Below are 25,117 nucleotides of genomic sequence, written 5' to 3'. Positions count from 1 at the left end.
CGCGCTCCGCCATGCGGAAAATGCGCGGACAGCGTCCCGTTTGCGACACGTGTCGCAAGTGCAGCATATTGTGACGGTTTGCGGCGGGGGTATGCTGGCCGAAAACGCCAGTTTGCCAATGCGGCCCCGGACCGGGGAATCGCCCGCAAGAAAGGTCCCTCTGCCGATGAAACGATATTCTGCCTTTGCCATCGCCCGCGAAGCGGCCCGTCACCACACCGGTTGGGAGCGCGCCTGGCGCTCGCCCACGCCCAAGAAGTCCTATGACACGATCATCATCGGCGCCGGCGGTCACGGCCTGGCGACGGCCTATTACCTGGGCCGCAACCACGGCATCAAGAATGTCGCGATCATCGAGAAGGGCTGGCTCGGCGGGGGCAACACCGGGCGGAACACGACGATCATCCGCTCGAACTACCTTCAGGACAGCTCGGCCGCGATCTACGAGAAGGCGCGCAGCCTCTACGAGGGCCTGAGCCAGGACCTGAACTACAACATCATGTTCAGCCCGCGCGGCGTTCTGATGCTGGCCCAGACCGAACACGAGGTCCGCGGCTACAAGCGCACGGCGATCGCCAACTCGCTGCAGGGCGTGGAGACGGAATTCGTCGGCCCCGAGAAGGTCAAGGAAATCTGCCCGATCATCCGCCTCGACGGGCCGCGCTACCCGGTGCTCGGCGGCCAGTGGCAGCCCCGTGGCGGCACCGCCCGGCACGACGCGGTGGCCTGGGGCTATGCCCGGGCCTGCTCCGACATGGGCATGGACATCATCCAGCAGTGCGAAGTCACCGGCATCCGGCAGGAAAACGGCAAGGTCACCGGCGTCGAGACCACGAAGGGCGAGATCGGCTGTTCCCGCCTCGGCATCGTTGTGGCCGGTCACTCGGGCGTGCTGGCCGAGATGGCAGGCTTCCGTCTGCCGGTGGAATCCGTGGCGCTCCAGGCGCTCGTCTCCGAGCCGATCAAGCCCTGCATGGACATCGTCGTCATGGCGAACACCGTGCACGGCTACATGTCACAATCCGACAAGGGCGAGATGGTGATCGGCGGCGGTGCGGACCAGTTCAACAACTACACGCAGCGCGGCTCCTTCCAGCACGTCGAGGAGACGGTGCGCGCCCTGATCGAGACCTTCCCGATCATCTCGCGGCTCAAGATGCTGCGCCAGTGGGGCGGGATCGTGGACATGACCGGCGACCGCTCGCCGATCATCTCGCAGACGCCGCTGGGGAACACCTACATCAACTGTGGCTGGGGCACCGGCGGCTTCAAGGCAATCCCTGGCTCCGGCTGGGCGATGGCCGACATGATGGCCAAGGGCACCCCCGGGCCGCTGGCGGCCGAATTCGGCCTCGACCGGTTCCGTCAGGGCCGGTTCATCGACGAAAGCGTCGCCGCCGGGGTCGCGCACTGATGCAGGATGCGGCGCTCAGCCAGCGGCGGTCACTCCGCCGCGATCGGACCGTCCTCGCCGTCGGGCAGGGCCGCGCGTGCGGCGCTTCGGGCGTGCTGGACGGCGTCGATATCCCTGAGCGCGTCTGCCGCGGCATTGAGCGAGGCATGGTTGGCGCGCCCGAGGTCCCGGGCCAGCGCCTGCATCGCATCGTGATCGGCGAGGGCCAGGCCGGGCATCGCCACGGCGGCGAAATGGGTCATCCCGTTGCGCATGGCGGTGTGGAAGATCTGGCTACGCGCCATATCGCGGTCGAGCCCGTTTGCCGCCAGCCCGAAATACAAAGGCCGCGCCTCGTCAGCGCGGCCGGGCAGTCGGGCCAGAAGGACGTAAAGACCGGGCTCCTGCGGCAGGTCCCTCAGCGAGGGATAGACGCGGAAGCTCACCCGGCGTTCCCGCGGCGGGGCCGTGGTGAACTGGATCGTGCGGATCTGTGTGGTGTCGGTCGTCATGGCATGCTCTCCCTGCCAGTGCCCGATTATCTGCGTGTCTCTGCTGATCATGATGCCACAAAATGTTGTAGTTTTGTAAACGCGTCCCGCAAAAACTGTTGCCTGAACACCGTTTTGCCTGTTTCTGTGGCAGAACGCGCAACCTATGCGAAAGGTTCCCGCACCGGCGGCCATCCGCTGGCGTCGGGTCTGCCGTTCGGCTGCGTGGGGAACCGGGACGCAGGTCATCACGTTTCGGTGTCGAAGCTAATCACACCGGAGGGCCCGTCATGGCCGAGTATCACAACACGACCGAGCAGCGTTCCGGCGGCGGCGCTGTCATTGCCTTCATCGTCGGCGGCCTTGTCGTCGCGGTCGGCATCATCGCCTATGTCGTCCTTGGCGGCGACACGATGGGCGGCGACCGTGGCGGTGCCTCGGGCGGAAACATCGAGATCAACGCAACCGCCGACAGTTCCGCCGGTGACGCCGATGGCGCAGCCGCAGCTGAAAGCGGCTCTGATGGCGCCGAAGCCGCAGCCGGGGCAACCGGCAGCGACGGCGCGACCGCAGCCGCTGGCGCCTCGGGCAACTGATCACCTGACCAAGGGGCTGCGCCCGCGCGCGCGCCCTGCGATTGCTGCAATCGTCACGGGGTCCCGACCGCTGGTCCGGGGCCCCGAACTGCGTCCTGCAACGGGCGCAGCTCAGAAAAAATTCAACCTTTCCCGGAACTTTGCCTGCCAACCTCGCGTTCGTTCCCCACTGCCTGGGAAGACGGAGGTTTACGAATGGCACAATCTGGTAACGGGTCCAGCACCACGCTCGGCTTCATCGTCGGCGCGCTTGTCGTCGTCGTCGCGGGGCTTGTCTGGTTCATATATTCCGGCGGGGATGTCCCCGGCGCGGATGAGCCCGAAATTCAGATCGACTTGCCAGACGGCAACTAAGTCCTTCCCTGTCCCTTACCTGACCTCAAGGGCCGGCGCCGCGTGCGTCGGCCCCTTTTTGCGTCCGATCACTCCTTCCCAGACCTCTCTCAAGACCGGAGATCGCCCATGCTGATCCTCACATGTCCCCATTGCGGCGTCACTGCCGAGGAAACCGAGTTCCACGCCGGTGGCGAGGCGCATCTCAAGCGCTACGGGCCCGGCTCCTCCGACGCGGATTTCGAGGATTACATGTTCAACCGGGTGAACCCGAAGGGCGTGCACTTCGAACGGTGGCGCCACGTCTATGGCTGCGGCAAGTGGTTCCACGCCGCCCGCTGCACCGCGACGCTCGAGGTTTTCGGCACCTATCCCGCGCAGACCCATCAGCCCCCCGAGGCGCTGCTGGACACCATTCGCCAGAAACGTCCGGGCTGGTCCTGGCGCGACTTTTCCTGAGGCAGCAGACCTGATGGCCCTTCACCTGAACACCAAGACCACAAAGGGGACCCCGGCATGAGCACCAGACTGGCCACCGGCGGCCGCCTGCTGAACCGCGGCGCCGCGTATTCCTTCTCCTTCAACGGCGCGTCCTTCCGCGGCTACGAGGGCGACACGCTTGCCTCGGCGCTGTTGGCGAACGACCAGCTGCTGATGGGGCGGAGCTTCAAGTATCACCGCCCGCGCGGCCCCGTTGCCTCGGGCGCGGAAGAGCCCAACGCGCTCGTCGGCCTCGGCGAAGGCGCGACGTTCGAGCCGAACCAGCGCGCCACCACGACCGAGCTCTTCGACGGGCTCAAGGCCCGCAGCCAGAACCACTGGCCGAGCCTCGATTTCGACGTGGGCGTGGTGAACAACTCGCTCTCGCGTTTCCTGCCCGCAGGGTTCTACTACAAGACCTTCATCGCGCCCCGGCCGTTCTGGAAACACCTCTACGAGCCGATCATCCGTCATTCGGCAGGTCTCGGCGCCGCGCCGAAGGACCTCGACGAAGACCGTTACGAGCATTTCTATGCCTTCTGCGACGTGCTGGTCATCGGTGGCGGGATCGCCGGTCTGACCGCAGCCCTTGCTGCCGGTGAGGCAGGCGCCCGGGTCATCCTGATGGAACAGACCGCCCATTGGGGCGGGCGCACGCCGGTGGACGGCGGCACGATCGGCGGCGTCGCGGCGCAGGCCCATATCGACGCGCTCGTCGCCAAGCTGGAGACGCTGCCCAATGTGACCATGCGCCTGCGCTGCATGGGCTCGGGCGTCTACGATCATGGCTATGCGCTCGGCTACGAGCGTCTGACCGATCACGCCCCGCGCAACATCGGGCCCCGTCACCGCCTGTGGCGCGTCCGAGCCGCACGGATCGTGACGGCCACCGGTGCCATCGAGCGGCCGCTGGCCTTCGCGGGCAACGACGTGCCGGGCGTGATGCTCGCCTCGGCGCTGCGCGACTACGTGGTGAACTATGCCGTCTCGCCGGGTGACCGGGTGCTGGTGGTCACCAACAACGACGACGCCTATCGCACCGCGCTTGCGGTGAAGGCGGCCGGTTTGACGGTGCCCGCGATCATCGACGCGCGTCCCAACGGCGGCGGCGCTCTGGCAGCCGAGGCCGAGGCCGCGGGCATCACCGTACGCAAGGGTATGGGCATCGCGAAGGTCGAGGGCGGCAAGCGCGTCACCGGGGCTGCGATCTGTTCGCAGGCCGGCGAAGGGTCCGTGCTGGAGACGATCCCCTGCGACGCCATCGCCATGTCGGGTGGCTGGTCTCCGGTCGTGCACCTCTGGTCGCACTGCGGCGGCAAGCTGATCTGGGACGAGGCGACCGCCATGTTCCGCCCCGATCCCGCGCGTCCGCCGCTGGGGGCCGACGGGCAGGGCTATGTCCTGACCGCGGGCAGCGCCTCGGGCCCGATGGGTCTGGCCGAGGTTCTGGCCGACGCGGTCGAGGTGGGGGCGCAGGCCGTGACCGGCGCGGGCTTCACCGCCGCCGCAGGCGAGGTGCCTGCGGTCGAGATCGCCGCCGAGAGCGCGCTGGAGCCGGTCTGGATGATGCCGCAGGGCGCCGAGTACAAGTTGCGCGCGAAGGCCTGGCTCGACTTCCAGAACGACGTGAAGGTTTCGGACGTCCAGCTGGCGGCCCGCGAGGGCTACGAGAGCGTCGAGCATACCAAGCGCTACACCACGCTCGGCATGGCCACGGATCAGGGGAAACTCTCCAACATCAACGGTCTGGCGGTGCTGTCGCAGGCGCTGAACGCGCCGATCCCGCAGGTGGGCACCACCACCTTCCGGCCGCCCTACACGCCGATCTCCTTCGGGGCGATCGCGGGGGCTGCCCGGGGTGACGTGTTCCAGCCGCTGCGCCGGACCCCGATCCACGAGTGGCTCGACAACCACGGCGCGGACTGGGAGCCTGTCGGCCAGTGGCGACGGCCGTTCTGCTTCCCGAAAGCGGGCGAGAGCCGTCACGCGGCCGTGGACCGCGAGGTGAAGGCCACCCGCGCCAGCCTCGGGCTGCTGGATGCCTCGACGCTGGGCAAGATCCTCGTGAAGGGCCCCGATGCGGGCCGCTTCATGGACATGCTCTACACCAACATGATGTCGACGCTGAAACCGGGGCGCTGCCGCTACGGCCTGATGTGCAACGAGAACGGCTTCCTCATGGACGACGGCGTGGTCGTGCGGCTGGATGAGGACACGTTCCTCTGCCACACCACCACCGGCGGGGCGGAGCATATCCATGCCCACATGGAGGAATGGCTTCAGACCGAGTGGTGGGACTGGAAGGTCTACACCGCCAACGTGACCGAGCAATACGCGCAGATCGCGGTGGTCGGCCCCAAGGCGCGCAAGCTGCTGGAAAAGCTGGGCGGGCAGGGCGTCTCGGGCGAGGCGTTCCCCTTCATGACCATGAAGGACCTCACCCTCGGCGGGATCGCCGTGCGGGCCTTCCGGATCTCCTTCTCCGGCGAGCTCAGCTACGAGATCGCGGTGCCGGCCTCCAAGGGCCTCGCGCTCTGGGAAGCGATCTGGGACGCCGGTCAGGAGTTCGGGATCACCCCCTACGGGACCGAGGCGCTGCACGTGCTGCGGGCCGAGAAGGGTTTCATCATGATCGGCGACGAGACCGACGGCACCGTGATCCCGCAGGATCTGGGGCTGCACTGGGCGATCTCGAAGAAGAAAGGGGATTACATCGGCAAGCGGGCGCAGGCGCGCAGCTTCATGGACAATCCGAACCGCTGGTCGCTGGTCGGTCTGGAAACCGTCGATGGCTCGGTCCTGCCGGAGGGCTCCCTCGCGGTGGCCGAGGGCGACAATGCCAACGGTCAACGGAACACGCAGGGCCGCGTGACCTCGACCTACCATTCGCCCACGCTGGGCCGGGGCATCGCCATGGGCCTCGTGCTGCACGGGCCCGACCGGATGGGCGAGGTGCTGGACTTTGCCGACGGCAACGGCGGCTTCATCAAGGCGAAGATCGTGGATCAGGTCTTCTTCGACAAGGACGGGGACAAGCAGAATGTCTGACGCGAAATCCGTGACGCCCCTTCAGGGCGCGAAATTCGACGGCATCGCCACGGTGCAGGAGATCGGCCCGCGCGGCATGATCACCCTGCGCGGCGACCTCTCGGACGCCACCTTCGCGGCGGCGGTCGAGGCGGTCACCGGCTGCACCGTTCCGGCGCAGCGCAAGGCCTCCTTCGCGGGCGGCAATGCGGTGCTCTGGATGACCCCGGACGAGTTGATGCTGATGCTGCCCGCAGGCAGCGTCGCCGGCGCGCTGGAGACGCTGGCCGAGACGCTGGCAGGCGTGCATCACCTTGCCGCCGACGTGAGCGATGCGCGGGCGCTGTTCCGGCTCTCCGCGCCCGGTACGGCTGCGCGTGAAGTGCTGGCGCGGCTGGCGCCGGTGGACCTCGCCCCCGGCCAGTTCGGGCCCGGAGACCTGCGCCGCACCCGCGTGGGGCAGGTGGCCGCCGCCTTCGTCATGATCGAGGAGGGCGTCTTCGAACTGGTCTGCTTCCGCTCGGTCGCGCGCTATGTCTTCGACCTGCTGGCGGATGCCTGCGGCGAGACCACCGCGCAGCCGGTGTTCTGAGGGTTTTGGCCCCTGACGGGGGGCTGTTGATGCAGGAAGCGGGCGGCTCAGGGCCGCCCGTTTTCGTTTGGCCTGGAGGATTGGTCTAGCCCCCCGGGAGATCAGCGACGTTTGGTGAAAGGCTTTGACCGCAGACAGGCAGCGGCACATATGCCATTCAGCGGACTTCACCGGTCCTGTCTCTCGACAGCGCGGGACAAGGCCGCAGGCCGCCGCGCATCGCCGGCGCGCCCCCACGCGGCGGCGATTTGGTGAGGCTGGGTGGTCCCTTGAGGAGACACGATATGCTTGGCTGCGATAAACTGCTCGCCCGCGAGGGCCGGATCGCCTCCGCGCGCGCCGTCGATGCGCGGCTTGGTGGCTGTTGAGGACGGGTGAGCCGCAGTGCCGATCGCCTTGCCAGACCCACGGTCGCCGGTGGAACGCGGCTGCGGTGCAGATGCCCCATCTCCCCGCTCTGGCGGGCTTTTCAAACGCACCGGGCCATGCTACGCGGGCCACGCTATTTCAGGGGTGGGCACAGGGCCCGCCCTCTCATCTATGGACAAGAGGCAGACCATGGCCACCGAACGCACCCTCTCGATCATCAAACCCGATGCAACCAAGCGCAACCTGACCGGCAAGATCAACGCCAAGTTCGAAGACGCCGGCCTGCGGATCGTCGCCCAGAAGCGGATCCAGCTGACCCCCGCCCAAGCCGGCAAGTTCTACGAAGTGCACGCCGAGCGTCCCTTCTACGGCGAACTCTGCGACTTCATGGCCTCGGGCCCGGTCGTCGTGCAGGTGCTGGAAGGCGAAGGCGCCATCGCGAAGAACCGCGAAGTCATGGGCGCAACCAACCCCGCCGACGCGGCACCCGGCACCATCCGTGCCGAATTCGCTGAATCGGTCGGCGAGAACTCGGTCCACGGCTCCGACGCACCGGAAACCGCGGCAGAAGAAATCGCCTACTTCTTCTCCGGCCTCGAACTGGTCGGCTAAGGCTCTGCCTTACCGGTCCGGCGCGCGCCTCGCGCCGGACCCCTCCGGGCCCGGTTTTCCGCTCGAAGCTGCCGCCTCCGGCCCTCCCGTGCCGGGTCCGGCCCATGGTGCGCCTCCCGCGGATTGCGGCGCGCTCCTCCGATTTGCCTGCTGCTCTTTTTCGCGCACGATGCGCGGCTCCCTGCCATTGCGGCGCTGCTTTGACCGTTTTTCCGGCTGTCGCCTTGAGTTGCAGACCCGTCCATGGGAAAGCCTTGCAACCCCCCGGGACTTCTGAGACTCAGTAAAAAACAACGGAGCGCCAGAGACATGGCAGACCTCACCTCCACATTCGACGCCAAGCTCGCGGCCCTGCTGGGCCAGATCTACCCCGAGGAGAACATCGGGGAGCTGGCAGAGAAGATCGTGGAGGCCTTCTGGCCCGAGGGCACGACCATGCGCAAGCGGGGCCGGGTGCCCGGCAACCGCCAGTGGTCGGAACGCGACGCGCTTGTCATCACCTACGGCAATTCCATCGTCGACGGCCAGCACAAGCCGCTGGACCTGCTGCGCGATTTCCTCCACGCCCACCTGGCGGGCGTGATCAACGGCGTACATATCCTGCCGTTCTTCCCCTTCACCTCGGACGACGGCTTCTCGGTCACCGATTACCGGGCGGTGAACCCGGTGCTGGGGGAATGGAGCGACATCAAGCGCATCGGGACCGAGTTCCTGCTGATGTCGGACCTCGTGCTGAACCACGTGTCCTCGCAGTCGAACTGGTTCAACGCCTACCGGCAGGGCCATCCGCCCTACGACAAATTCTTCTTCGAAGCCTCGCCGGAGGATGACCTCTCGATGGTGGTGCGGCCCCGGACCCATCCGCTGCTGCGCGAGGTCGAGACCGCCATGGGCACGCGCCACGTCTGGTGCACCTTCAGCCATGACCAGGTCGACCTCGACTTCCGCAACCCCGAAGTGCTGCTGGAATTCCTGCGGGTCATGCGCCTGCACATGCAGAACGGCGTGCGGATCGTGCGGCTGGATGCGGTGGCCTTCATCTGGAAGGAGATCGGCACCAAGTCTATCCACCTGCCGCAGACCCATGCCATCGTGCGCCTGATGCGGCACCTTGCGGATTTCGCGGTCGAGCCGCTGATCCTGCTGACCGAGACCAACGTGCCGAACCAGGAAAACCTGAGCTACTTCGGCAACCGCAACGAGGCCCACGCGGTCTACAACTTCTCGCTGCCGCCGCTGGTGCTGCACGCGATGATGTCGGGCACCGCGAAAAAGCTGATCCGCTGGCAGGGCTCGATGCCGCCGGCGCAGATGGGCTGTGCCTACCTGAACTTCACCGCCTCCCACGACGGGATCGGGATGCGGCCCGCGGAGGGCATCCTGAAGCCCGAGGAGCAGGAGCAGGTGATCCAGACCGTGCGCGACAACGGCGGGCGGGTGTCGATGCGGGCGCTGCCCGGCGGCGGCGAGAGCCCCTACGAGCTGAACATCACCTGGTTCGAGGCCATGAAGGGCACCTTCAAGGGCGAGGACGGGCACCAGTTCGAACGCTTCCTCGCCTCGCAGACGCTGGTCATGGCGCTGGAGGGGATCCCGGCCTTCTACATCCACTCGCTGCTCGGCACGCCCAACGACATCGAGGGTGTCGAGAAAACCGGCCACAACCGGGCGATCAACCGGCACCGCTGGGATTACGACCGGCTGCAGGCGCTTCTTGAGGATCCGGAGACCACCCAGGCCCGGGTGCTGACCGAGATGAAGCGCCGCATTGCCGTGCGCCGGCGCCAGCGCGGCTTCCACCCCAATGCGACGCAGTTCACGCTGCAGCTGGATGACCGGATCTTCGGCCTCTGGCGCCAGTCGATCGACCGCGACCAGTCGATCTTTGCCCTGCACAACGTGTCGGACGAGGCGCTGGAGCTGGAACCCAGCAGCATCAACCTGATCGACGGGGAATCCTGGGTCGACATCCTGAGCGACGAGGAAATCGACCCCACCGGCGGGCCCATTCCCTTCGCGCCTTACCAGTGCCGCTGGATCACCAACCGCGGGTGATCCGGGCCGCGTCACCCGGCGCGCTGACCTTGCAAAGCTGACAGTGGAGAGCTGGCCGGAAAATGCGCATTTTCCGGTCCGTTTTCTTTGAAGAAAACGGGCAGGGCTCGGATGTCTGTGCGGCCCTTGGGGCCTCCGGGCTCCTCTCCGGGGCGAGAAGAGTTTTCAAAAATTCTTCTCAAAATTCTTCGAAGAATTTTGGAGGGCAGTTTGGGGGGCCGTCGGCCCCCTCTTGCGGGCAATGCCCGCAATTCACCCCCGAGGATACTTGCGAACAGTGGATTTCAGTCGGGGGAGAGCGCGACCGGGAGGGGGCGGATCTTCAGCCGGGAGATGCGGTTGTCCTTGCGGCCCAGCACCTCGAAGCGGAAGCCGTGGAAGGAGAAGACCTGGCCCACGGTGGGGATCGATTGCGCCTCGTGGATCACGAGGCCCGCGATCGTGTTGGCCTCGTCGTCGGGCAGGGTCCATTCCATCGCGCGGTTCAGGTCGCGGATCGTCATGGCGCCGTCGACGATGAACTGGCCGTCCTCGGATTTGCGGATCGCGTGTTCGGCCAGCGGGTCGAACTCGTCGGTGATCTCGCCCACGATCTCCTCGAGGATGTCCTCCAGCGTGATCAGGCCTCGCAGTGAGCCGTATTCGTCCACCACGAGGGCGAAATGCGAGCGCATGTGCAGGAACTGGCGCATCTGCTCGTCCAGCGTCGTGGTATCGGGCACGAAGTAGGGCTTCATCATCACGTCGTTCAGCGAGAAGTTCTTCAGGCTGGAGGCGAGATCGCTGGCCTCGGCGGCGAGGCGGTGCATGAGCCGGGCGAGATCCTTGGCGTGGACCACGCCGATGACGTTCTCGGGCTCGCCCTTGTAGACCGGCAGGCGGGTGTGGGGGCTCTCGATCGACTGGGCGAGGATCGCCTCGGCCGAGTCGTCGGCGTTTACCATTTCGATCTGCGAGCGGTGCAGCATGATCTCCTCGACCGTCCGGTCGGAGAGGTCGAGTGCGCCGAGGATCCGGTCGCGGTCCTCCTTCTCCACCACGCCCTCGGAATGGCCGAGGTTGAGGGCACCGGCGATTTCCTCGCGCACGGCGAGGACGTTGCTGTCGGGGTCGATGCGCACGCCGAAGAGCCGCAGCACCCCCCGCACGAGCACCTGCACGGCGGCCACGATGGGGGCGAAGAGCTTGACGATGATCGAGATCGGACGGGCCACGCGGGCGGCGGCGACCTCGGCGTTGGTGATGGCGTAGGTCTTGGGCAGCACCTCGGCGAAGATCAGCACGAGGAGCGTCATCACCAGCGTGGCAAGCGCCACGCCGCCGTCGCCGAGCACCCGGGTGAAGAGCGCGGTCGCCAGCGAGGTGGAGAGGATGTTGACGAGGTTGTTGCCGAGCAGGACCGAGCCGATCAGCCGTTCGTTGTCCTCGGTGATGGAGAGCGCCTGTTCGGCCGCGCGCGAGCCCTTGTCGGCCTGGGCGCGGAGCTTGCCGCGCGAGGCGGCGGTCAGCGCCGTCTCGGAGCCCGAGAAGAAGGCGGACAGCACCAGAAGCCCGAGGATCGCCGCGGTGGTGAGCCAGAAGGCAGTGTCGATCTGAGAGGTGATGTCGTCCATGTCGGTCCCGAAAAAGGTGCGTGAGGCTCACCCGGTTATGGGGCCGGGGGCGGCGGCATTCAAGGTATTGGCTACGGCTTGCGGCCCGTCTGTGGCCCCCTGTGGCCTGTCAGAGACCCATCGGTTTCCCCGCGGGGCCAGGGACCGTGGCGGCGGCTCAATCACGATCCGGTGGCAAAGGTTCGCGGGCAAGCGGATGGTGTGTCTCGACCAGGTCGCGGAGACGCTCGTCGAGGACGTGGGTATAGATCTCGGTGGTCGAGAGATCGGCGTGGCCCAGCAGGGTCTGGATCGCCCTCAGGTCGGCGCCGCCCGCCAGCAGATGGGTCGCGAAGGCATGGCGCAGCACGTGCGGCGTGACACGGTCGGGATTGATCCCGGCGGCCAGGGCGATTTCCTTGATCAGCAGGTAGAACCGGTGCCGGGTCAGGTGGCCGTCCTTGCCGCGCGAGGGAAACAGGAAGCGCGAGACCGGCTTGCCCTTGAGCCGCGCGACCTCCTCGGCCGCGTCGCGGGTGGTCAGCCAGCGGGCCAGCGCTGCGCGGGCCGGATCGGAGAGCGGCACGAGTCGCTCCTTGCCGCCCTTGCCCATGACCAGCAGCATCCGCGGATCGCCCCGGGCCGCGGAGACCGGAAGCGAGACAAGCTCGGTCACCCGCATGCCCGTAGCATAGAGCAATTCCACGAGGCAGGTGTTGCGCAGGGCGTCGTCATCGGTGCGCCCATGATCGCGGGCGGCGGTGAGCAGGGCCGAGACATCCTCCACCGTCAGGGTCTTGGGCAGGCGCTTGTCACGGCCCGGCCCCGCGATCTGGATCGCCGGGTTGTCGCCGCGCCAGCCCTCGTCGAAGGCAAAGCGGTAGATCTGTTTCAGGGCCGAGAGCCTACGCGCCCGCGTCGCGCGCGAAAGGCCCTCCGCCTCGCAGGAGACGAGGTAGCCCTCCACGTCGGCGCGCTGTGCCTCCGTCAGGCCGGGGCCGTTGCGCTCCAGCCAGCGGGCGGCATCGGTGAGGTCGCGGCCATAGGCCAGCAGCGTGTTGCGCGCAGCGCCCCGCTCGGCGGCCTGCGCCTCCAGAAAGGCGGAAATCCAGTGGTCAGCCTTGGCCATGGTGCTGCTCTCAGCCGCGCCGGTCGAGCAGCAGCAGCTGCAAGGCGGCCTGCCGGGCGGTGTCCTCGAGGCCCACGGCGCGGAAGGAAGCGATGGCGGCGGGCGTGTCGGAAAGATCTCCGTTGGCGGCGCGTCCGTAGAGCGCCATGGCGCGCAGGATCGCCTCGCCAAGATGGCCCGTGGCGATGCGCTCGCTGATCTCGGCGGGCGGCTGGGTTGCAGGATCGAAGCCGGCGGCCACGGCGCGGGCAAGGGCACTGGTGGCGCGGACCTCGCCCGGGGCGCCACCGGCAAGCGCGGCAAGGAAACGCTCCTCGGCGGTCTCCGGGGGCAGGGCACCGGCAGTGGCCTCGTAGCCGGGCGAGAGCAGCGAGACACGGTAGGCGGTGCTGCGCCCTGCGGGGCCGGGCAGCGGGCCGAGATCGCGCAGTTGCGGGCCATAAAGGCGTGCGAAGGGCACCTCCAGCCGGGCATCGGCCATGGCGCGGTAAGCCGGCCCGAGAGCGGTGGAAATCGCGGAGGTATCTCCGGCCTGAAGCGCCCGGTCGAAGCGCTGCACGGCCTGCACCCGGTCCCAGATCCCGCCCGAGGCGGCGGGCCGCCGGTCGGTATAGAGGCCGAGCAGCCGGTTCTCGGACATGGCGCCCGTCTGGGCCAGCCGTTCGGCGGCCTCGAGCTCGGCCCGCCAGCCCGACAGGCCGCGCAGGTCCGACATCGCGTAGGGCCGGGGCAGGCTGGAGGCATTGATCGGCTGGCCGATGCTTTCCTGCAGGGCGAAGATCAGCGGCGTGATCTGCGCCGGCGGCGGCAGGGGGATCGCCTCTTCCGCGAGGGCGGGATCGAGGTACTGCCCCAGCAGCCGGTTCTCGGAGGAGGTGAGATCGCCAAGGGCGCCCGCGCTCACCAGCGTGACGGCGGCGGCGTTCCAGTCATCGCCCCGCGCCTGACAGTAGACGAGCGCGGCATAGGAGGGTGCCAGATCCGGACGCTGCCGCATGGAGCCACAGGCGATATCCTCCTGACCGGCCAGCAGCGAGAGGTCGAACCAGCGGTGGAAGAGGCCCGGATGGCTCTCGGGCCCGGCGCGTTCGATCAGCGCAAGCGCGGGGTTCACCGCGCCAAGTTCGGTCAGCTTGTCGATCCGGGCCATCAGCAACGGCGCGCCGCGTCCGGCATCGGCGGGCGGTTCGGCCTCGGCAAGGAGGAGCGTATAGAGCAGCGACTGCATGGCCGGGAGCTGCGCCACGTCGAGGGCGGCGATCTGGCGGATCAGCGACTGGCTCTGCGACCGCTGCCAGATGTCGCCGGGCAGGCCGGTCACGCTCTGCGGCAGCAGGCCGACGGCGCCGAGATGGACCTCGTCCAGCGGGGTGACCGCCACGTCCGGTGCCGTGGCGGTGCGACTCACCGGCGGTTCGGCGGGCACGGGCAGCTTGGGCAGGGCGGCGGGGCTGGAGAGCCATTCGATCGCCGAGATCGGCGAGGGGCCCTGCGCCGGCGAGGCCGAGGCCGGAGACACGGGGGCCGACATGGAGGTTTGGGCCGCCGCGGGAACCGCGGCAGCCAAAATCGCTGTCAGGAGAAGCGCTTGGGCGCTACTGGGCATCGAGCTCCACCGGGATACGGATCTCATCGGCGGGCGGAGAGAAGTCCGCGCCGAAGAAAGGTCCGATGTAGGCATAGGCCACCAGGGCAATGAAGAGAAGGATTGCGAGATAAAACAGCCACTTGATGACTCGCCACATGATTTCTGCCCCGGTTTGTCTGCTTCTTTCGGGAACTTATAACTGGCCTTTTGCACAAGATCACGTCATTGAGGCGCGAGTAACGGAAATTTGGCAAATGATGGCCGAGAACGGCGCGGGGGGCATGGGCTGGACGCTGAAAAAAACGGTAGTGCTGGTGGGGATGATGGGGGCCGGAAAGACGGCCGTCGGCAAGGCCCTGGCAGCGGAGCTTGAGGCACCTTTCGTCGATTCGGACGCGGAGATCGAAGCCGCGGCGCAGATGACGATCTCCGAGATATTTGCACGGGACGGCGAGGGGTTCTTCCGCAAGAAGGAAACCCAGGTGATCGGCCGCCTGCTGGATCTCGACGACACGGGCGGGCGCATTCTCTCCACCGGCGGCGGCGCCTTCATGCAGCCGCAGAACCGCGAGATGATCTCTCGGCGCGGGGTTTCGGTCTGGCTGAAGGCCGATCTGGACCTGCTCTGGCGCCGGGTGAAACACCGCGACAGCCGTCCGCTGCTGCGCGCGCCCGATCCCTATGGCACGCTCAAGGGGCTCTACGAGGCGCGGGTGCCGACCTATGCGCTCGCCGATCTGACAGTCGAGACGCAGCCGGCATATAGTATCGACGAGACCTGTGCCCTTGTGGTGGAGGCGCTGCAATCGCGGCCCGATGTGCTGGAGAAAAGATGAGCGATCCCAGAACTTTGCGCGTCGACCTTGGCGAGCGTTCCTATGACATCCGCATCGGTACCGGCCTGCTGGCCCGCGCGGGCGAGGAGATCGCACCGCTGCTGAAACGGCCCCGCGTGGCGGTGGTGACCGATGAGAACGTGGCCGCGCTGCACCTAGATGCCCTGCGCGAGGGTCTGGCCGCCGCGGGGATCGAGATGGAGGCCCTGACGCTGCCTGCGGGCGAGGCGACGAAAAGCTGGCCGCACTTCACCCGCACCGTGGAATGGCTGCTGGAGCAGAAGGTCGAACGGCGCGACGTGGTGGTGGCCTTCGGCGGTGGGGTGATCGGCGATTTGGCTGGCTTTGCGGCCGCCGTGCTGCGGCGCGGCGTGCGTTTCGTGCAGATCCCGACCTCGCTTCTGGCGCAGGTGGACAGCTCGGTGGGTGGCAAGACCGGGATCAACGTCGCGGCGGGCAAGAACCTCGTCGGCGCCTTCCACCAGCCGAGCCTCGTGCTGGCGGATATCGACGTCCTCGGCACGCTGACTCCGCGCGATTTCCTCGCAGGCTACGGCGAAGTGGTGAAATACGGGCTGCTCGGGGACGAGGCCTTCTTCGACTGGCTCGAAGAGATGGGCCCTAAGCTGGCCGCCGGGGATATCGAGGCCCGGACCGCCGCCGTGACCCGCGCCTGCGAGATGAAGGCCGAGATCGTGGCTCGTGACGAGACCGAGCAGGGCGACCGTGCGCTGCTGAACCTCGGCCATACCTTCTGTCACGCGCTGGAGGCGGCGACGGGCTATTCCGACCGTCTCTATCACGGTGAAGGCGTCGCGGTCGGGTGCGCCCTAGCCTTCGAACTGTCGTCGCGTCTGGGGCTCTGCGCGCAGGAAGCGCCGAGCCGGGTGCGCGCGCACCTGCGCGACATGGGCATGAAAGTGGACCTTGCCGATATTCCGGGCGATCTGCCGGATGCGGAGGGGCTGTTTGCGCTGATGGCGCAGGACAAGAAGGTGGTGGACGGTCAGCTGCGGTTCATCCTTGCGCGCGGCATCGGGGAGGCCTTCGTGACGGCCGATGTGCCGCGCGAAACGGTCTTTAAGCTTCTGGATGATGTGCTGCTCGCAAGGCGCTGATAAGTCTAGAAAAAGCAATTTACTTAAAGTAACGCTTTAAATCTTAGATCTGTCTATCCGCCGGGGCGCGCTTCGTCTCGTGCGAAGCATCGCCCCGGCCTCCTCGCCGCGAACGCCCGTGCAACGGACCCGTGACCCCGGGACTGCCGCACCGCAGCGACGTGCTTGCGCCGTCCTGCCAAGACGTTAACATTTCCACCGTCCAGTCCGGAGGAACCGCGATGATCACGCCCGCCTATTGCGTCATGATGGCCTGTTACAACGCGTGGCAGAACTGGCAGCTGCGGGAGGTGATGGAACGCCTCGACAGTGCTGCGCTTACCGAGGATCGCGGCGCCTTCTTCGGCTCGATCCTTGGCACGGCGAACCATATCCTCTGGGCGGACCAGATGTGGATGTCGCGGTTCGCAGACCTGCCGAAACCGGAGGTCGTGCAGAAGGAGAGCGGGGGCTTCACCCCGAACGTCGAGGTCTGGAGCAGCGAGCGTCTGCGCATGGATGCGGCGATCCGGGACTGGAGCGAGGGCCTCGGCCCGGAGGACGTGACGGGTGAGCTGACGTGGTACTCCGGCGGGATCAAGGCCGAGGTCCGGGCCAACCGGGCGCAGTTGTTCGCCCACATGTTCAACCACCAGACCCACCACCGCGGACAGATCCACGCCATGCTGACGACCATCGGACGGGACCCCGGTGTGACAGACCTGGCCTTTCTTCCGGAGACCGGCCCCTGGCTCTGATCCGGGCCACTGTCGCGGAAACGGACAACAATATTCGGGCTTCCCTTACGAAAACGTGATTTTCGACATGACGAATGTCGGTTTCCCCCTATGTGATGCCGTGCGCGTGTTTCCGCGCACGTCGCGGGCGACGTAGGGTTAACGGACGATCCATTTCATCCAACGCCCGTCGCCTGCGCCCCATCGCGGACACGGGTTCCGATCATGCGCCGTCAGCCGGGACACCAGATCCTGCGGGCGCGGAAAAGGAGGGAGTTATTTGTTTTCCAAGTTAATGGTCCCAGTTGACCTCACCCATGCAGACCGGCTTTCCCGGTCCCTGTCCTGCGCGGCTGACCTCGCGCGGCACTACGGCGCGCCGATCGTCTATGTCGGCGTCACCTCGCCCAACCCGGGGTCGATCGCCCACAACCCGGCGGAATATGCCGAGAAGCTGGCCGCATTCGCCGCCGCGCAGGCGACCGAATTCGGCCACGAGGCCACCGCCCATGCGATCACCAGCCACGATCCCACGATCGACCTCGACCGGACGCTGCTGAAGGCGGTGGACGAGGTGGGCGCCGATCTCGTCGTCATGGCGAGCCATCTTCCCAATCTCACCGATTACATCTGGCCGTCGAACGGCGGGACCATCGCGGGCCATTCCAAGGCCTCGGTCCTCGTCGTGCGCGGCTGAGCAACAACAAGAGAGGAAACCGGCCATGGCCGATGAATCCACCAACCAGGGCATTCCTGAGCCGGAAGGCCACGTGAATGCCATCGATACCGAGTACGAGATCGGACAGGACAATATCGACGGCAATGTCGGGCCCTTCGGCTTCGACATCCACAACCCCGTCTTCCTGATCTCGGGCGTCGCCATCGTGGCCTTCGTGTTCTACACGCTGGCGCTGCCGGAACAGGCGGGGTCGGTCTTCACCTGGCTCTTCAACACGGTGACCAAGTCGTTCGACTGGTTCTTCCTGGGCGCGGCGAACATCTTCGTCATCTTCTGCCTCGTGCTCATCGTCACGCCGCTCGGCAAGGTGCGCCTCGGCGGGGCGGAGGCGACGCCGGATTATACCTACATCGGCTGGTTCGCGATGCTCTTCGCGGCCGGCATGGGCATCGGCCTGATGTTCTACGGCGTGTCCGAGCCGCTCACCCACTTCTCGACCTCCCTCGGGGGCACCACGGTCGAGAACGGCGTGCGGACCGACTGGGCGCCGCTCGGCGGGGCCGAGGGCGACGAGGCGGCGGCGATCCGGCTCGGCATGGCGGCGACGATCTTCCACTGGGGCCTGCACCCCTGGGCGATCTACGCGGTCGTGGCGCTGAGCCTTGCGCTCTTCAGCTTCAACAAGGGCCTGCCGCTGACGATCCGCTCGGCCTTCTACCCGATCCTGGGTGAAAAGGTCTGGGGCTGGCCGGGCCACATCATCGACACGCTGGCGGTCTTTGCCACGCTCTTCGGCCTTGCGACCTCGCTCGGCTTCGGGGCGACGCAGGCAAACGCGGGCCTGAACGAGCTCTTCGGCGTGCCGATCGGCTCCTCGACGGAGGTGATCCTGATCTCGGCCATTACCGCCGTGGCGCTGATCTCGGTGCTGCGCGGCCTCGACGGGGGTGTGAAGATCCTCTCCGAGATCAACATGGGGCTGGCCTTCGTCCTGCTGCTCTTCACGCTGCTGGCAGGCCATACGCTGGCGATCCTCACCGGCTTCGGGGACTACCTCATGGCCTATATCGAGTACCTTCCGGCGCTCTCGAACCCGGTCGGCCGCGAGGACGTGAACTTCATGCAGGGCTGGACGTCGTTCTACTGGGCCTGGTGGATCTCCTGGTCGCCCTTCGTGGGCATGTTCATCGCCCGCGTCTCGCGCGGTCGCACGGTGCGGGAGTTCGTCATCTGCGTGCTGCTGATCCCCTCGCTGGTCTGCGTCCTTTGGATGTCGGTCTTCGGCGGCGTGGCGATCCAGCAGGTCGTGCAGGAGGGCTATACCGCGGCACAGGAGGCGTCTCTGGAGCTGAAGCTCTTCAAGATGCTCGACTTCCTGCCGCTGACCGGCATCACCTCGCTGGTGGGTATCGTGCTGGTGATCGTCTTCTTCGTCACCTCGTCGGACAGTGGCTCGCTGGTGATCGACACGATCACCGCGGGCGGCAAGGTCGATGCACCGGTGCCGCAGCGGGTGTTCTGGTGCGTCTTCGAGGGCGCGGTGGCCATCGTGCTGCTGCTCTCGGCAGGCGGTCTGGCCTCGCTGCAGTCCATGGTGATCTCCACCGGTCTGCCGTTCACGATCGTGCTGCTGATCATGTGCTGGGCCATCGTCAAGGGGCTTGCCTCCGAACGGCGCTGACGCCCGAACGGATGTGAGACCTGAACCGCCCGTTGGCCCTTGCGCCAGCGGGCGGTTTCGCTTTTTGATGCGCCCCATGACCCAAGATATGACACTCGATCTCGACTTCGTCCGGGCGCAGTTCCCGGCCTTTGAGGAGCCCTCGCTGGATGGCTGGGCCTTCTTTGAAAATGCGGGCGGCTCCTACATGTGCCGCCCGGTCTATGACCGGCTGACGCGCTTCTACCGCGAACGGAAGGTGCAGCCCTACGCGCCCTATCCGGCCTCCGAGGCGGGCGGGGCCGAAATGGACGAGGCGCGGGTGCGGCTCGCGGCCATGATGGGGATCGACACGCAGGACCTGTCCTTCGGCCCGTCCACCACCGCGAACACCTACGTGCTGGCCCAGGCCGTCCGGGAGTGGCTGACGCCGGGCGAGGCGATCGTGGTGACCAACCAGGACCACGAGGCCAACACCGGCACGTGGCGGCGGCTGGCAGAGGCTGGGATCGAGGTCCGCGAATGGCAGATCGACCCCGCGACGGGGCACCTCGACCCGGAGCAGTTGGAGGCGCTGCTGGACGAAAGCGTGCGCCTCGTCTGCTTCCCGCATTGCTCCAACGTGGTGGGCGAGATCAACCCGGTGAGCGAGATCACCGCCATCGCCCATGCGGCCGGGGCCTTCACCTGCGTGGACGGCGTCAGCTACGCGCCCCACGGCATTCCCAACGTGGGCGACCTCGGGGCCGATATCTATCTCTTCTCGGCCTACAAGACCTATGGCCCGCATCAGGGGATCATGGCGATCCGCCCGACGCTGGCGCGCGAACTGCCGAACCAGGCGCATTATTTCAACGGCGAGACGCTCTACAAGCGCTTCACCCCCGCAGGCCCCGACCACGCGCAGGTGGCCGCCTGTGCCGGGATGGCGGACTACATCGACGCGCTCTATGCCCATCACCATGACGCGCCCGCCGATCCGGCCACCCGCGCGGCGGCGGTCCACGACCTGATGCGCGCGCAGGAGGTCACGACGCTGGCCCCGCTTCTGGAGTACCTCGGCAACCGCAACGACCTGCGCCTGCTCGGCCCTGCAACGGCCGCCACCCGCGCGCCCACGGTCGCCGTCGACCTGAACCGCGCCGCAGAGCCCGTCGCGCGCCAGCTGGCCGCGCACAAGGTCATGGCCGGGGGCGGGGATTTCTACGCCGTTCGTGCGCTTCAGGCACAGGGGATCGACCCGGCGAAAGGCGTGCTGCGCCTCAGCTTCACCCACTACACCACACCGGCGGAGGTGACCCAGCTGATCACCGCCCTCGATCAGGTGCTCTGAGCCGCGTTTCATCTTTCCGGAAATACTCTCGGGGGGAATTGGCCCGCCCGGGCCAAGGGGGGGCAGACAGCCCCCCAACGCCCTCGCATCCGCGCAGAACGCCCGACCGTCAGCCCCGAAAAGCCTTGCCCAGGACTTTTCCCAAGACTTTTGCTTCAAGAGTCTTTTTCCGCCGCGCCCAAGCGATCCGATCCGGCCCGCGCGCCGTATTCCCGATAAACCGAAGGGCCTTCCATGACCGATCCCGCACCCACGCTGCTCTGGCTTCGCCGCGACCTGCGCCTCACCGATCACCCCGCGCTCGTGGCTGCCGTGGAACGCGGCGGGCCGGTGATCCCAGTGCATATCCGCGATGGCGCGGTCGATGCGCTTGGCGCGGCGCCGAAGTGGCGCCTTTCCAAGGGCCTGCAGTCTCTTTCTGATGCTCTGGACGAGGCGGGAAGCCGGCTGATCCTCAGGGCAGGGCCCGCCCGCGAGGTGCTGGAGGAGCTGGTTGCCGAGACCGGGGCGGAGGCCGTCTACTGGACGCGGCTCTATGATCCGGAGGCACAGGAGCGCGACGCGCGGGTCAAGGAGGCGCTGCGGGATCAGGGCATCGAGGCGAAAAGCTTCGGCGGGCACCTGATGTTCGAGCCTTGGACCGTGGAGACCGGGCAGGGCAGCTACTACAAGGTCTATTCGCCCTTCTGGCGCGCCGTAAAGGACCGCGCGGTCGAGGCACCGCTGCCGAAGCCCGAGACGCTCCCGGCCCCTGCCACATGGCCCGGGAGCGACCGGCTGGAGGACTGGCAACTGGAAGCGCCGATGCGGCGCGGCGCGGCGGTGCTGGAGGCCCATGCGCCCATCGGCGAACAGGCCGCGCAGGGGCGGCTGGGGCATTTCATGGCGCAGGGCGTGGAGAGCTACAAGTCGGACCGCGACCGGGTCGACCGGGACGGCACCTCGATGCTCTCGGCGCACCTGAGCCTCGGGGAAATCTCGCCGCACCAGTGCTGGCACGCGGGGCTCCGGGCGCGGGAGGCGGGCAAGGCGGGGGCCGAGACCTTCCTCAAGGAACTGGTCTGGCGCGAGTTTGCCTACCACCTGATGTACCACACGCCGCATATCCTGACCGACAACTGGCGGCCCGAGTGGGACAGCTTCCCGTGGCGCGAGGACCGGCGCCTGAAGGAGGTGCAGGCCTGGGAACAGGGCCGCACCGGCGAGCCCTTCGTGGATGCGGCGCTGCGCCAGATGTACGTCACCGGCACGATGCACAACCGGGCGCGGATGGTGGTGGCCTCCTACCTGACGAAACACCTTATGGTGCATTGGCGTGTGGGGATGAAATGGTTCGAGGATTGCCTCGTGGACTGGGACCCGGCGTCGAATGCCATGGGGTGGCAATGGGTTGCGGGCTGTGGCCCGGATGCCGCACCCTATTTTCGGGTCTTCAATCCCGAGACGCAATTGCATAAGTTCGACCCCGACGGCGCCTATGTACGGGCCTGGATCGCGGAGCGTTCCACCCAGCCCCCCGCGACGGCGTGCGCCTATTTCAACGCTATCCCTGAAGCCTGGGCCATGTCGCCCGACGCGCCCTATCCGGATCGCCTCATCGCACTAGATTCGGGTCGGAAACGGGCACTGGACGCCTACGGGGCCCGCGACAAAGCCTCCTGAAGGAACAATCGCTTGCGGCCTGTCGGCCTTCCGTCCTAGCAATGGGATATATGAACAGGTTGTTAAGATGATCCTGAACGACACTAAAAATCAGAAAGACTTGCCGCGCTACTTCGGGCAGGTCTTCGAGATGGCCAAGGGGATCGAACAGGGGCGGATCGACTTCCACATGCCGGACGGGCGGATCTTCCGCGCCGAGGGCAAGGCACCGGGCCGCGTGGCCGAGATCCATGTCCATAACCCTGACACCTTCGCGCGGCTCGTGCGCGAGGGCGACCTCGGCTTCTGCGATGCCTATATCGAGGGCTGGTGGTCGACGCCGGACCTGCAGGCCTTCATGGACCTGATCCTCGACGCCACGGCCGAAGACCTCTACGGCGGCTTCCCGGGGATGAAGTTCGTGCAGGCCTACGAACGCCTGCGGCACTGGATGAATCGCAACACCAAGAAGCAGGCCGCCAAGAACATCTCCTTCCATTACGACTTGGGCAACGACTTCTACGGGCTCTGGCTGGACGAGACGATGACCTATTCCTCGGCGCTCTTCGTGACCGGGCAGGAGGACCTCGAAAAGGCACAGACCCAGAAATATGCCTCCATGGTGGACCAGATGGGCGTGCAGCCCGGCGACCACGTGCTGGAGATCGGCTGTGGCTGGGGTGGCTTTGCGGAATACGCGGCCAAGGAGCGCGGCCTGAAGGTGACGGGGCTGACGATCTCGAGGGAACAGCTCAAGTTCGCGCAGGAGCGCATTGAAAAGGCGGGGCTTTCCGACCTCGTGACCTTCAAGTTGCAGGATTACCGCGACGAGACCGGCAGCTACGACGGCATCGCCTCGATCGAGATGTTCGAGGCCGTGGGCGAGAAGTACTGGCCGCAGTATTTCGAGACGGTGCGCGAACGGCTGCGGCCGGGCAAGAACGCCACGTTGCAGATCATCACCCTGACCGACGCCCGCTTCGAGACCTACCGCAAGGGCGTGGACTTCATCCAGAAGTACATCTTCCCGGGCGGGATGCTTCCCAGCCCCACGGCCCTGAAGACCGAGGTGGAGAAGGCGGGGATGCAGGTGGCACGCCACATGGAGTTCGGCCAGAGCTATTCGCAGACGCTGCGCCGCTGGCATGAAACCTTCAACGAAAAGTGGGATCAGGTGGCCGAGCTCGGATTCGACGACCGGTTCAGGCGGATGTGGAACTTCTACCTCACCTCCTGCGCCGCGACCTTCCGGGCCGAGAACTGCGACGTGACCCAGATCACCATCACACGGCCATCCTGATGCCCACTGCCGCGCGGCTCATCGGAGCCATCTGCCTTCTGATCCTGGCCTTTGTCGTCTCCGGCATGGTCAAGGAAGTGATGCCGGAGGAGACCAACTTCGGCTGGATGCTTCCACTGAACATGGTCCTCGGCCTTCTGGTGGGGTGGATCACCCTTGGCAGCCGCGCGGACGGCCGTCTCAGCTACGGTAACGCGGCCGTGATGGGCATCACCGCGGTCGCGGTTCTCGTCTTCTGGGCCCTGGCCCTTCAGGCGGCGAACGAGGCCCTGCGGCTGTCGCTCGACCGCCGCTTCGACGGCCCGATGGAGGCGCTGCTGGCGCTCTTCCCGATCGGGGCCGATTACGGACAGCACCTGTTGCATATGCATATCCTCTGGACGCTCGCCGTGGGCGGGATGCTGGCCGGCATTTTCACCAACATGGCAGGGCGCCGCTGGCGGTAGCATGACGGACATTTTTATCTACGGGACGCTGCGGCATCAGCCGCTGCTGGACATCGTTGCGGGGCAGCCGGTTAAAGTCCGGCCTGCGACGCTGCGAGACCACAAGGTCGTTTCGGTACTGAACGAGGACTACCCGATCTGCCTCGCAGAGGCCGGAAGCCTCGCCGAGGGCGGTATCGTGACGCTGGAGGGTGAGGCCCTTGAGCGTGTGAGCTGGTACGAGGAGGCCTTCGGCTATCACCTTTGGCCGGGCATGGCCCATACGCCCGAGGGCGAGGAGGCCGCCGTGTCGGTCTACCTGCCGTCCAACGCCGATGACGCCGGGGACAGGCCGTGGTCGCTGGAGGACTGGGCCCGCGCATGGGCGCAGGCGGCCCGGATGTCGGCGCGGGAATGCATGACCTATTTCGGACGCGTCCCCGCGCAGCAGATGGGCTGGCGCTATGATCAGGTCCGCGCCCGGGCGCTCAGCCGGATGCGGGCCGCGGAGCAGCCCGCACCCACGCTGGGCCGAGAGCGCCGCGCCGATCAGGTCGAGTTGCTCTCGGACGAGGTGACCCACGCGGAGTTCTACATCACCAAGCGCCAGACCCTGCGCCATCCGCTCTATTCCGGGGGCATGACCGAGACGCTGGTGCGGGAGACCTTCATCGCGCCCGATGCCTCGCTCGTGCTGCCCTACGATCCGGTGAAGGACACCGTGCTGCTGGTCGAGCAGTTCCGCATGGGCCCCTACAACAACGGCAGCCCCTGGCCCTGGTCGCTGGAGCCCGTCGCCGGCCGGATCGACCCCGGCGAGAGCCCCGAGGACTGCGCCCGGCGGGAGGCGATGGAGGAGAGCGGGCTGGAGCTGGACCAGCTGCTGCACGTCACCTCCTTCTACCCGACGCCCGGCTGCTGCAGCGAGTTCATGCACTGCTATGTCGGCCTGACGACCCTGCCGGACGAAGGCGGAACAGGGTTCGGTCTGGCGGGCGAGGGCGAAGATATCCGGACCCATATTCTGCCCTTCGACCGTGTGATGGAACTGGTGTCCTCCAAGGAGGCGGATTGCGGGCCGCTGATCCTGCTGATGTTCTGGCTTCAGCGCGAGCGTTCCCTATTGCGTGCCGCCGCTTGAGTTAGCGCGCG

23 protein-coding genes are annotated in these 25,117 nt (G+C 66.8%); 18 read left to right on the top strand and 5 right to left on the bottom strand.

Annotation, left to right across the window (positions count from 1 at the left end; all coding sequences use genetic code 11):
* Window positions 1-166 precede the first annotated feature (166 nt).
* A complete protein-coding gene (locus ACX9MO_RS18120) occupies window positions 167-1,414 on the top strand; it encodes a sarcosine oxidase subunit beta family protein (RefSeq protein ID WP_462212848.1) in 1,248 nt (415 codons plus the stop codon).
* A 29-nt stretch (window positions 1,415-1,443) separates the two neighbouring features.
* Here the strand turns inward: ACX9MO_RS18120 and ACX9MO_RS18115 are convergent, their stop codons facing one another.
* Window positions 1,444-1,905: a hypothetical protein gene (locus ACX9MO_RS18115; protein WP_462212847.1), complete on the bottom strand. Its 462-nt coding sequence runs from the start codon at window positions 1,903-1,905 to the stop codon at window positions 1,444-1,446.
* Window positions 1,906-2,174: 269 nt separating this feature from the next.
* On the opposite strand from ACX9MO_RS18115, the gene ACX9MO_RS18110 reads away from it, so the two are divergent.
* The 7 genes from ACX9MO_RS18110 (at window position 2,175) to ACX9MO_RS18080 (ending at window position 9,948) form a co-directional block, all read left to right on the top strand.
* Entirely contained in the window at window positions 2,175-2,480 is a 306-nt protein-coding gene (locus ACX9MO_RS18110) for a hypothetical protein (protein ID WP_222490000.1), read from the top strand.
* Window positions 2,481-2,675: 195 nt separating this feature from the next.
* On the top strand, window positions 2,676-2,834 hold the full coding sequence (locus tag ACX9MO_RS18105) for a hypothetical protein (RefSeq protein ID WP_222489999.1): 159 nt from the start codon (window positions 2,676-2,678) through the stop codon (window positions 2,832-2,834).
* Window positions 2,835-2,942: 108 nt separating this feature from the next.
* Window positions 2,943-3,272: a sarcosine oxidase subunit delta gene (locus ACX9MO_RS18100; protein ID WP_222489998.1), complete on the top strand. Its 330-nt coding sequence runs from the start codon at window positions 2,943-2,945 to the stop codon at window positions 3,270-3,272.
* A gap of 57 nt (window positions 3,273-3,329) precedes the next feature.
* Window positions 3,330-6,341, top strand: coding sequence for a sarcosine oxidase subunit alpha family protein (locus ACX9MO_RS18095; RefSeq protein WP_462212846.1), 3,012 nt, complete (start codon window positions 3,330-3,332; stop codon window positions 6,339-6,341).
* The gene (locus tag ACX9MO_RS18090) at window positions 6,334-6,912 is read left to right on the top strand and encodes a sarcosine oxidase subunit gamma (RefSeq protein WP_462212845.1); all 579 of its coding nucleotides are present in this window, start codon (window positions 6,334-6,336) and stop codon (window positions 6,910-6,912) included. Before ACX9MO_RS18095 ends, ACX9MO_RS18090 begins: the two co-directional genes overlap by 8 nt.
* A 558-nt stretch (window positions 6,913-7,470) precedes the next feature.
* The gene (gene ndk, locus ACX9MO_RS18085) at window positions 7,471-7,893 is read left to right on the top strand and encodes a nucleoside-diphosphate kinase (protein WP_222489995.1); all 423 of its coding nucleotides are present in this window, start codon (window positions 7,471-7,473) and stop codon (window positions 7,891-7,893) included.
* A gap of 309 nt (window positions 7,894-8,202) precedes the next feature.
* On the top strand, window positions 8,203-9,948 hold the full coding sequence (locus tag ACX9MO_RS18080) for a sugar phosphorylase (RefSeq protein ID WP_222489994.1): 1,746 nt from the start codon (window positions 8,203-8,205) through the stop codon (window positions 9,946-9,948).
* A 284-nt stretch (window positions 9,949-10,232) separates the two neighbouring features.
* On the opposite strand, the gene ACX9MO_RS18075 is transcribed toward ACX9MO_RS18080, so the two are convergent.
* The 4 genes from ACX9MO_RS18075 to ACX9MO_RS18060 all read right to left on the bottom strand — a co-directional run bounded on the left by ACX9MO_RS18075 (window position 10,233) and on the right by ACX9MO_RS18060 (window position 14,414).
* Window positions 10,233-11,561: an HlyC/CorC family transporter gene (locus tag ACX9MO_RS18075; RefSeq protein ID WP_462212844.1), complete on the bottom strand. Its 1,329-nt coding sequence runs from the start codon at window positions 11,559-11,561 to the stop codon at window positions 10,233-10,235.
* A gap of 157 nt (window positions 11,562-11,718) precedes the next feature.
* The gene (locus ACX9MO_RS18070; RefSeq protein ID WP_222489992.1) at window positions 11,719-12,669 is read right to left on the bottom strand and encodes a site-specific tyrosine recombinase XerD; all 951 of its coding nucleotides are present in this window, start codon (window positions 12,667-12,669) and stop codon (window positions 11,719-11,721) included.
* Between the two features lie 10 nt (window positions 12,670-12,679).
* On the bottom strand, window positions 12,680-14,200 hold the full coding sequence (locus ACX9MO_RS18065; RefSeq protein WP_462212843.1) for a hypothetical protein: 1,521 nt from the start codon (window positions 14,198-14,200) through the stop codon (window positions 12,680-12,682).
* Between the two features lie 64 nt (window positions 14,201-14,264).
* Window positions 14,265-14,414 (bottom strand): hypothetical protein, encoded by a 150-nt coding sequence (locus ACX9MO_RS18060; protein ID WP_222489990.1) that lies wholly within the window; start codon window positions 14,412-14,414, stop codon window positions 14,265-14,267.
* A 100-nt stretch (window positions 14,415-14,514) separates the two neighbouring features.
* Between ACX9MO_RS18060 and ACX9MO_RS18055 the strand changes: the two genes are divergently transcribed.
* The 10 genes from ACX9MO_RS18055 (at window position 14,515) to ACX9MO_RS18010 (ending at window position 25,106) form a co-directional block, all read left to right on the top strand.
* Window positions 14,515-15,093 carry a shikimate kinase gene (locus ACX9MO_RS18055; protein WP_462214477.1) on the top strand — a complete coding sequence of 193 codons (579 nt, stop codon included), beginning with the start codon at window positions 14,515-14,517 and terminating at the stop codon, window positions 15,091-15,093.
* A complete protein-coding gene (gene aroB, locus ACX9MO_RS18050; protein WP_462212842.1) occupies window positions 15,090-16,211 on the top strand; it encodes a 3-dehydroquinate synthase in 1,122 nt (373 codons plus the stop codon). Before ACX9MO_RS18055 ends, aroB begins: the two co-directional genes overlap by 4 nt.
* A gap of 221 nt (window positions 16,212-16,432) precedes the next feature.
* Entirely contained in the window at window positions 16,433-16,948 is a 516-nt protein-coding gene (locus ACX9MO_RS18045; protein ID WP_462212841.1) for a DinB family protein, read from the top strand.
* Window positions 16,949-17,222: 274 nt separating this feature from the next.
* The gene (locus ACX9MO_RS18040; protein ID WP_409996962.1) at window positions 17,223-17,624 is read left to right on the top strand and encodes a universal stress protein; all 402 of its coding nucleotides are present in this window, start codon (window positions 17,223-17,225) and stop codon (window positions 17,622-17,624) included.
* 25 nt (window positions 17,625-17,649) lie between these two features.
* Window positions 17,650-19,287 (top strand): BCCT family transporter, encoded by a 1,638-nt coding sequence (locus tag ACX9MO_RS18035; RefSeq protein ID WP_462212840.1) that lies wholly within the window; start codon window positions 17,650-17,652, stop codon window positions 19,285-19,287.
* A gap of 88 nt (window positions 19,288-19,375) precedes the next feature.
* Window positions 19,376-20,599, top strand: a complete 1,224-nt coding sequence (locus tag ACX9MO_RS18030) for an aminotransferase class V-fold PLP-dependent enzyme (RefSeq protein ID WP_462212839.1) — start codon at window positions 19,376-19,378, stop codon at window positions 20,597-20,599.
* Window positions 20,600-20,833: 234 nt separating this feature from the next.
* Window positions 20,834-22,261, top strand: a complete 1,428-nt coding sequence (locus tag ACX9MO_RS18025; protein ID WP_462212838.1) for a cryptochrome/photolyase family protein — start codon at window positions 20,834-20,836, stop codon at window positions 22,259-22,261.
* A gap of 67 nt (window positions 22,262-22,328) precedes the next feature.
* Window positions 22,329-23,540, top strand: a complete 1,212-nt coding sequence (locus ACX9MO_RS18020; protein WP_462212837.1) for a class I SAM-dependent methyltransferase — start codon at window positions 22,329-22,331, stop codon at window positions 23,538-23,540.
* Window positions 23,540-23,986 (top strand): TrgA family protein, encoded by a 447-nt coding sequence (locus ACX9MO_RS18015; protein WP_462212836.1) that lies wholly within the window; start codon window positions 23,540-23,542, stop codon window positions 23,984-23,986. Before ACX9MO_RS18020 ends, ACX9MO_RS18015 begins: the two co-directional genes overlap by 1 nt.
* Window position 23,987: 1 nt before the next feature.
* Window positions 23,988-25,106 (top strand): NUDIX domain-containing protein, encoded by a 1,119-nt coding sequence (locus ACX9MO_RS18010; RefSeq protein WP_222489981.1) that lies wholly within the window; start codon window positions 23,988-23,990, stop codon window positions 25,104-25,106.
* Window positions 25,107-25,117: the final 11 nt, after the last annotated feature.

It is taken from the genome of Pseudooceanicola profundus (assembly GCF_054919315.1).
This window is presented reverse-complemented; position numbering and strand designations above follow the sequence as displayed.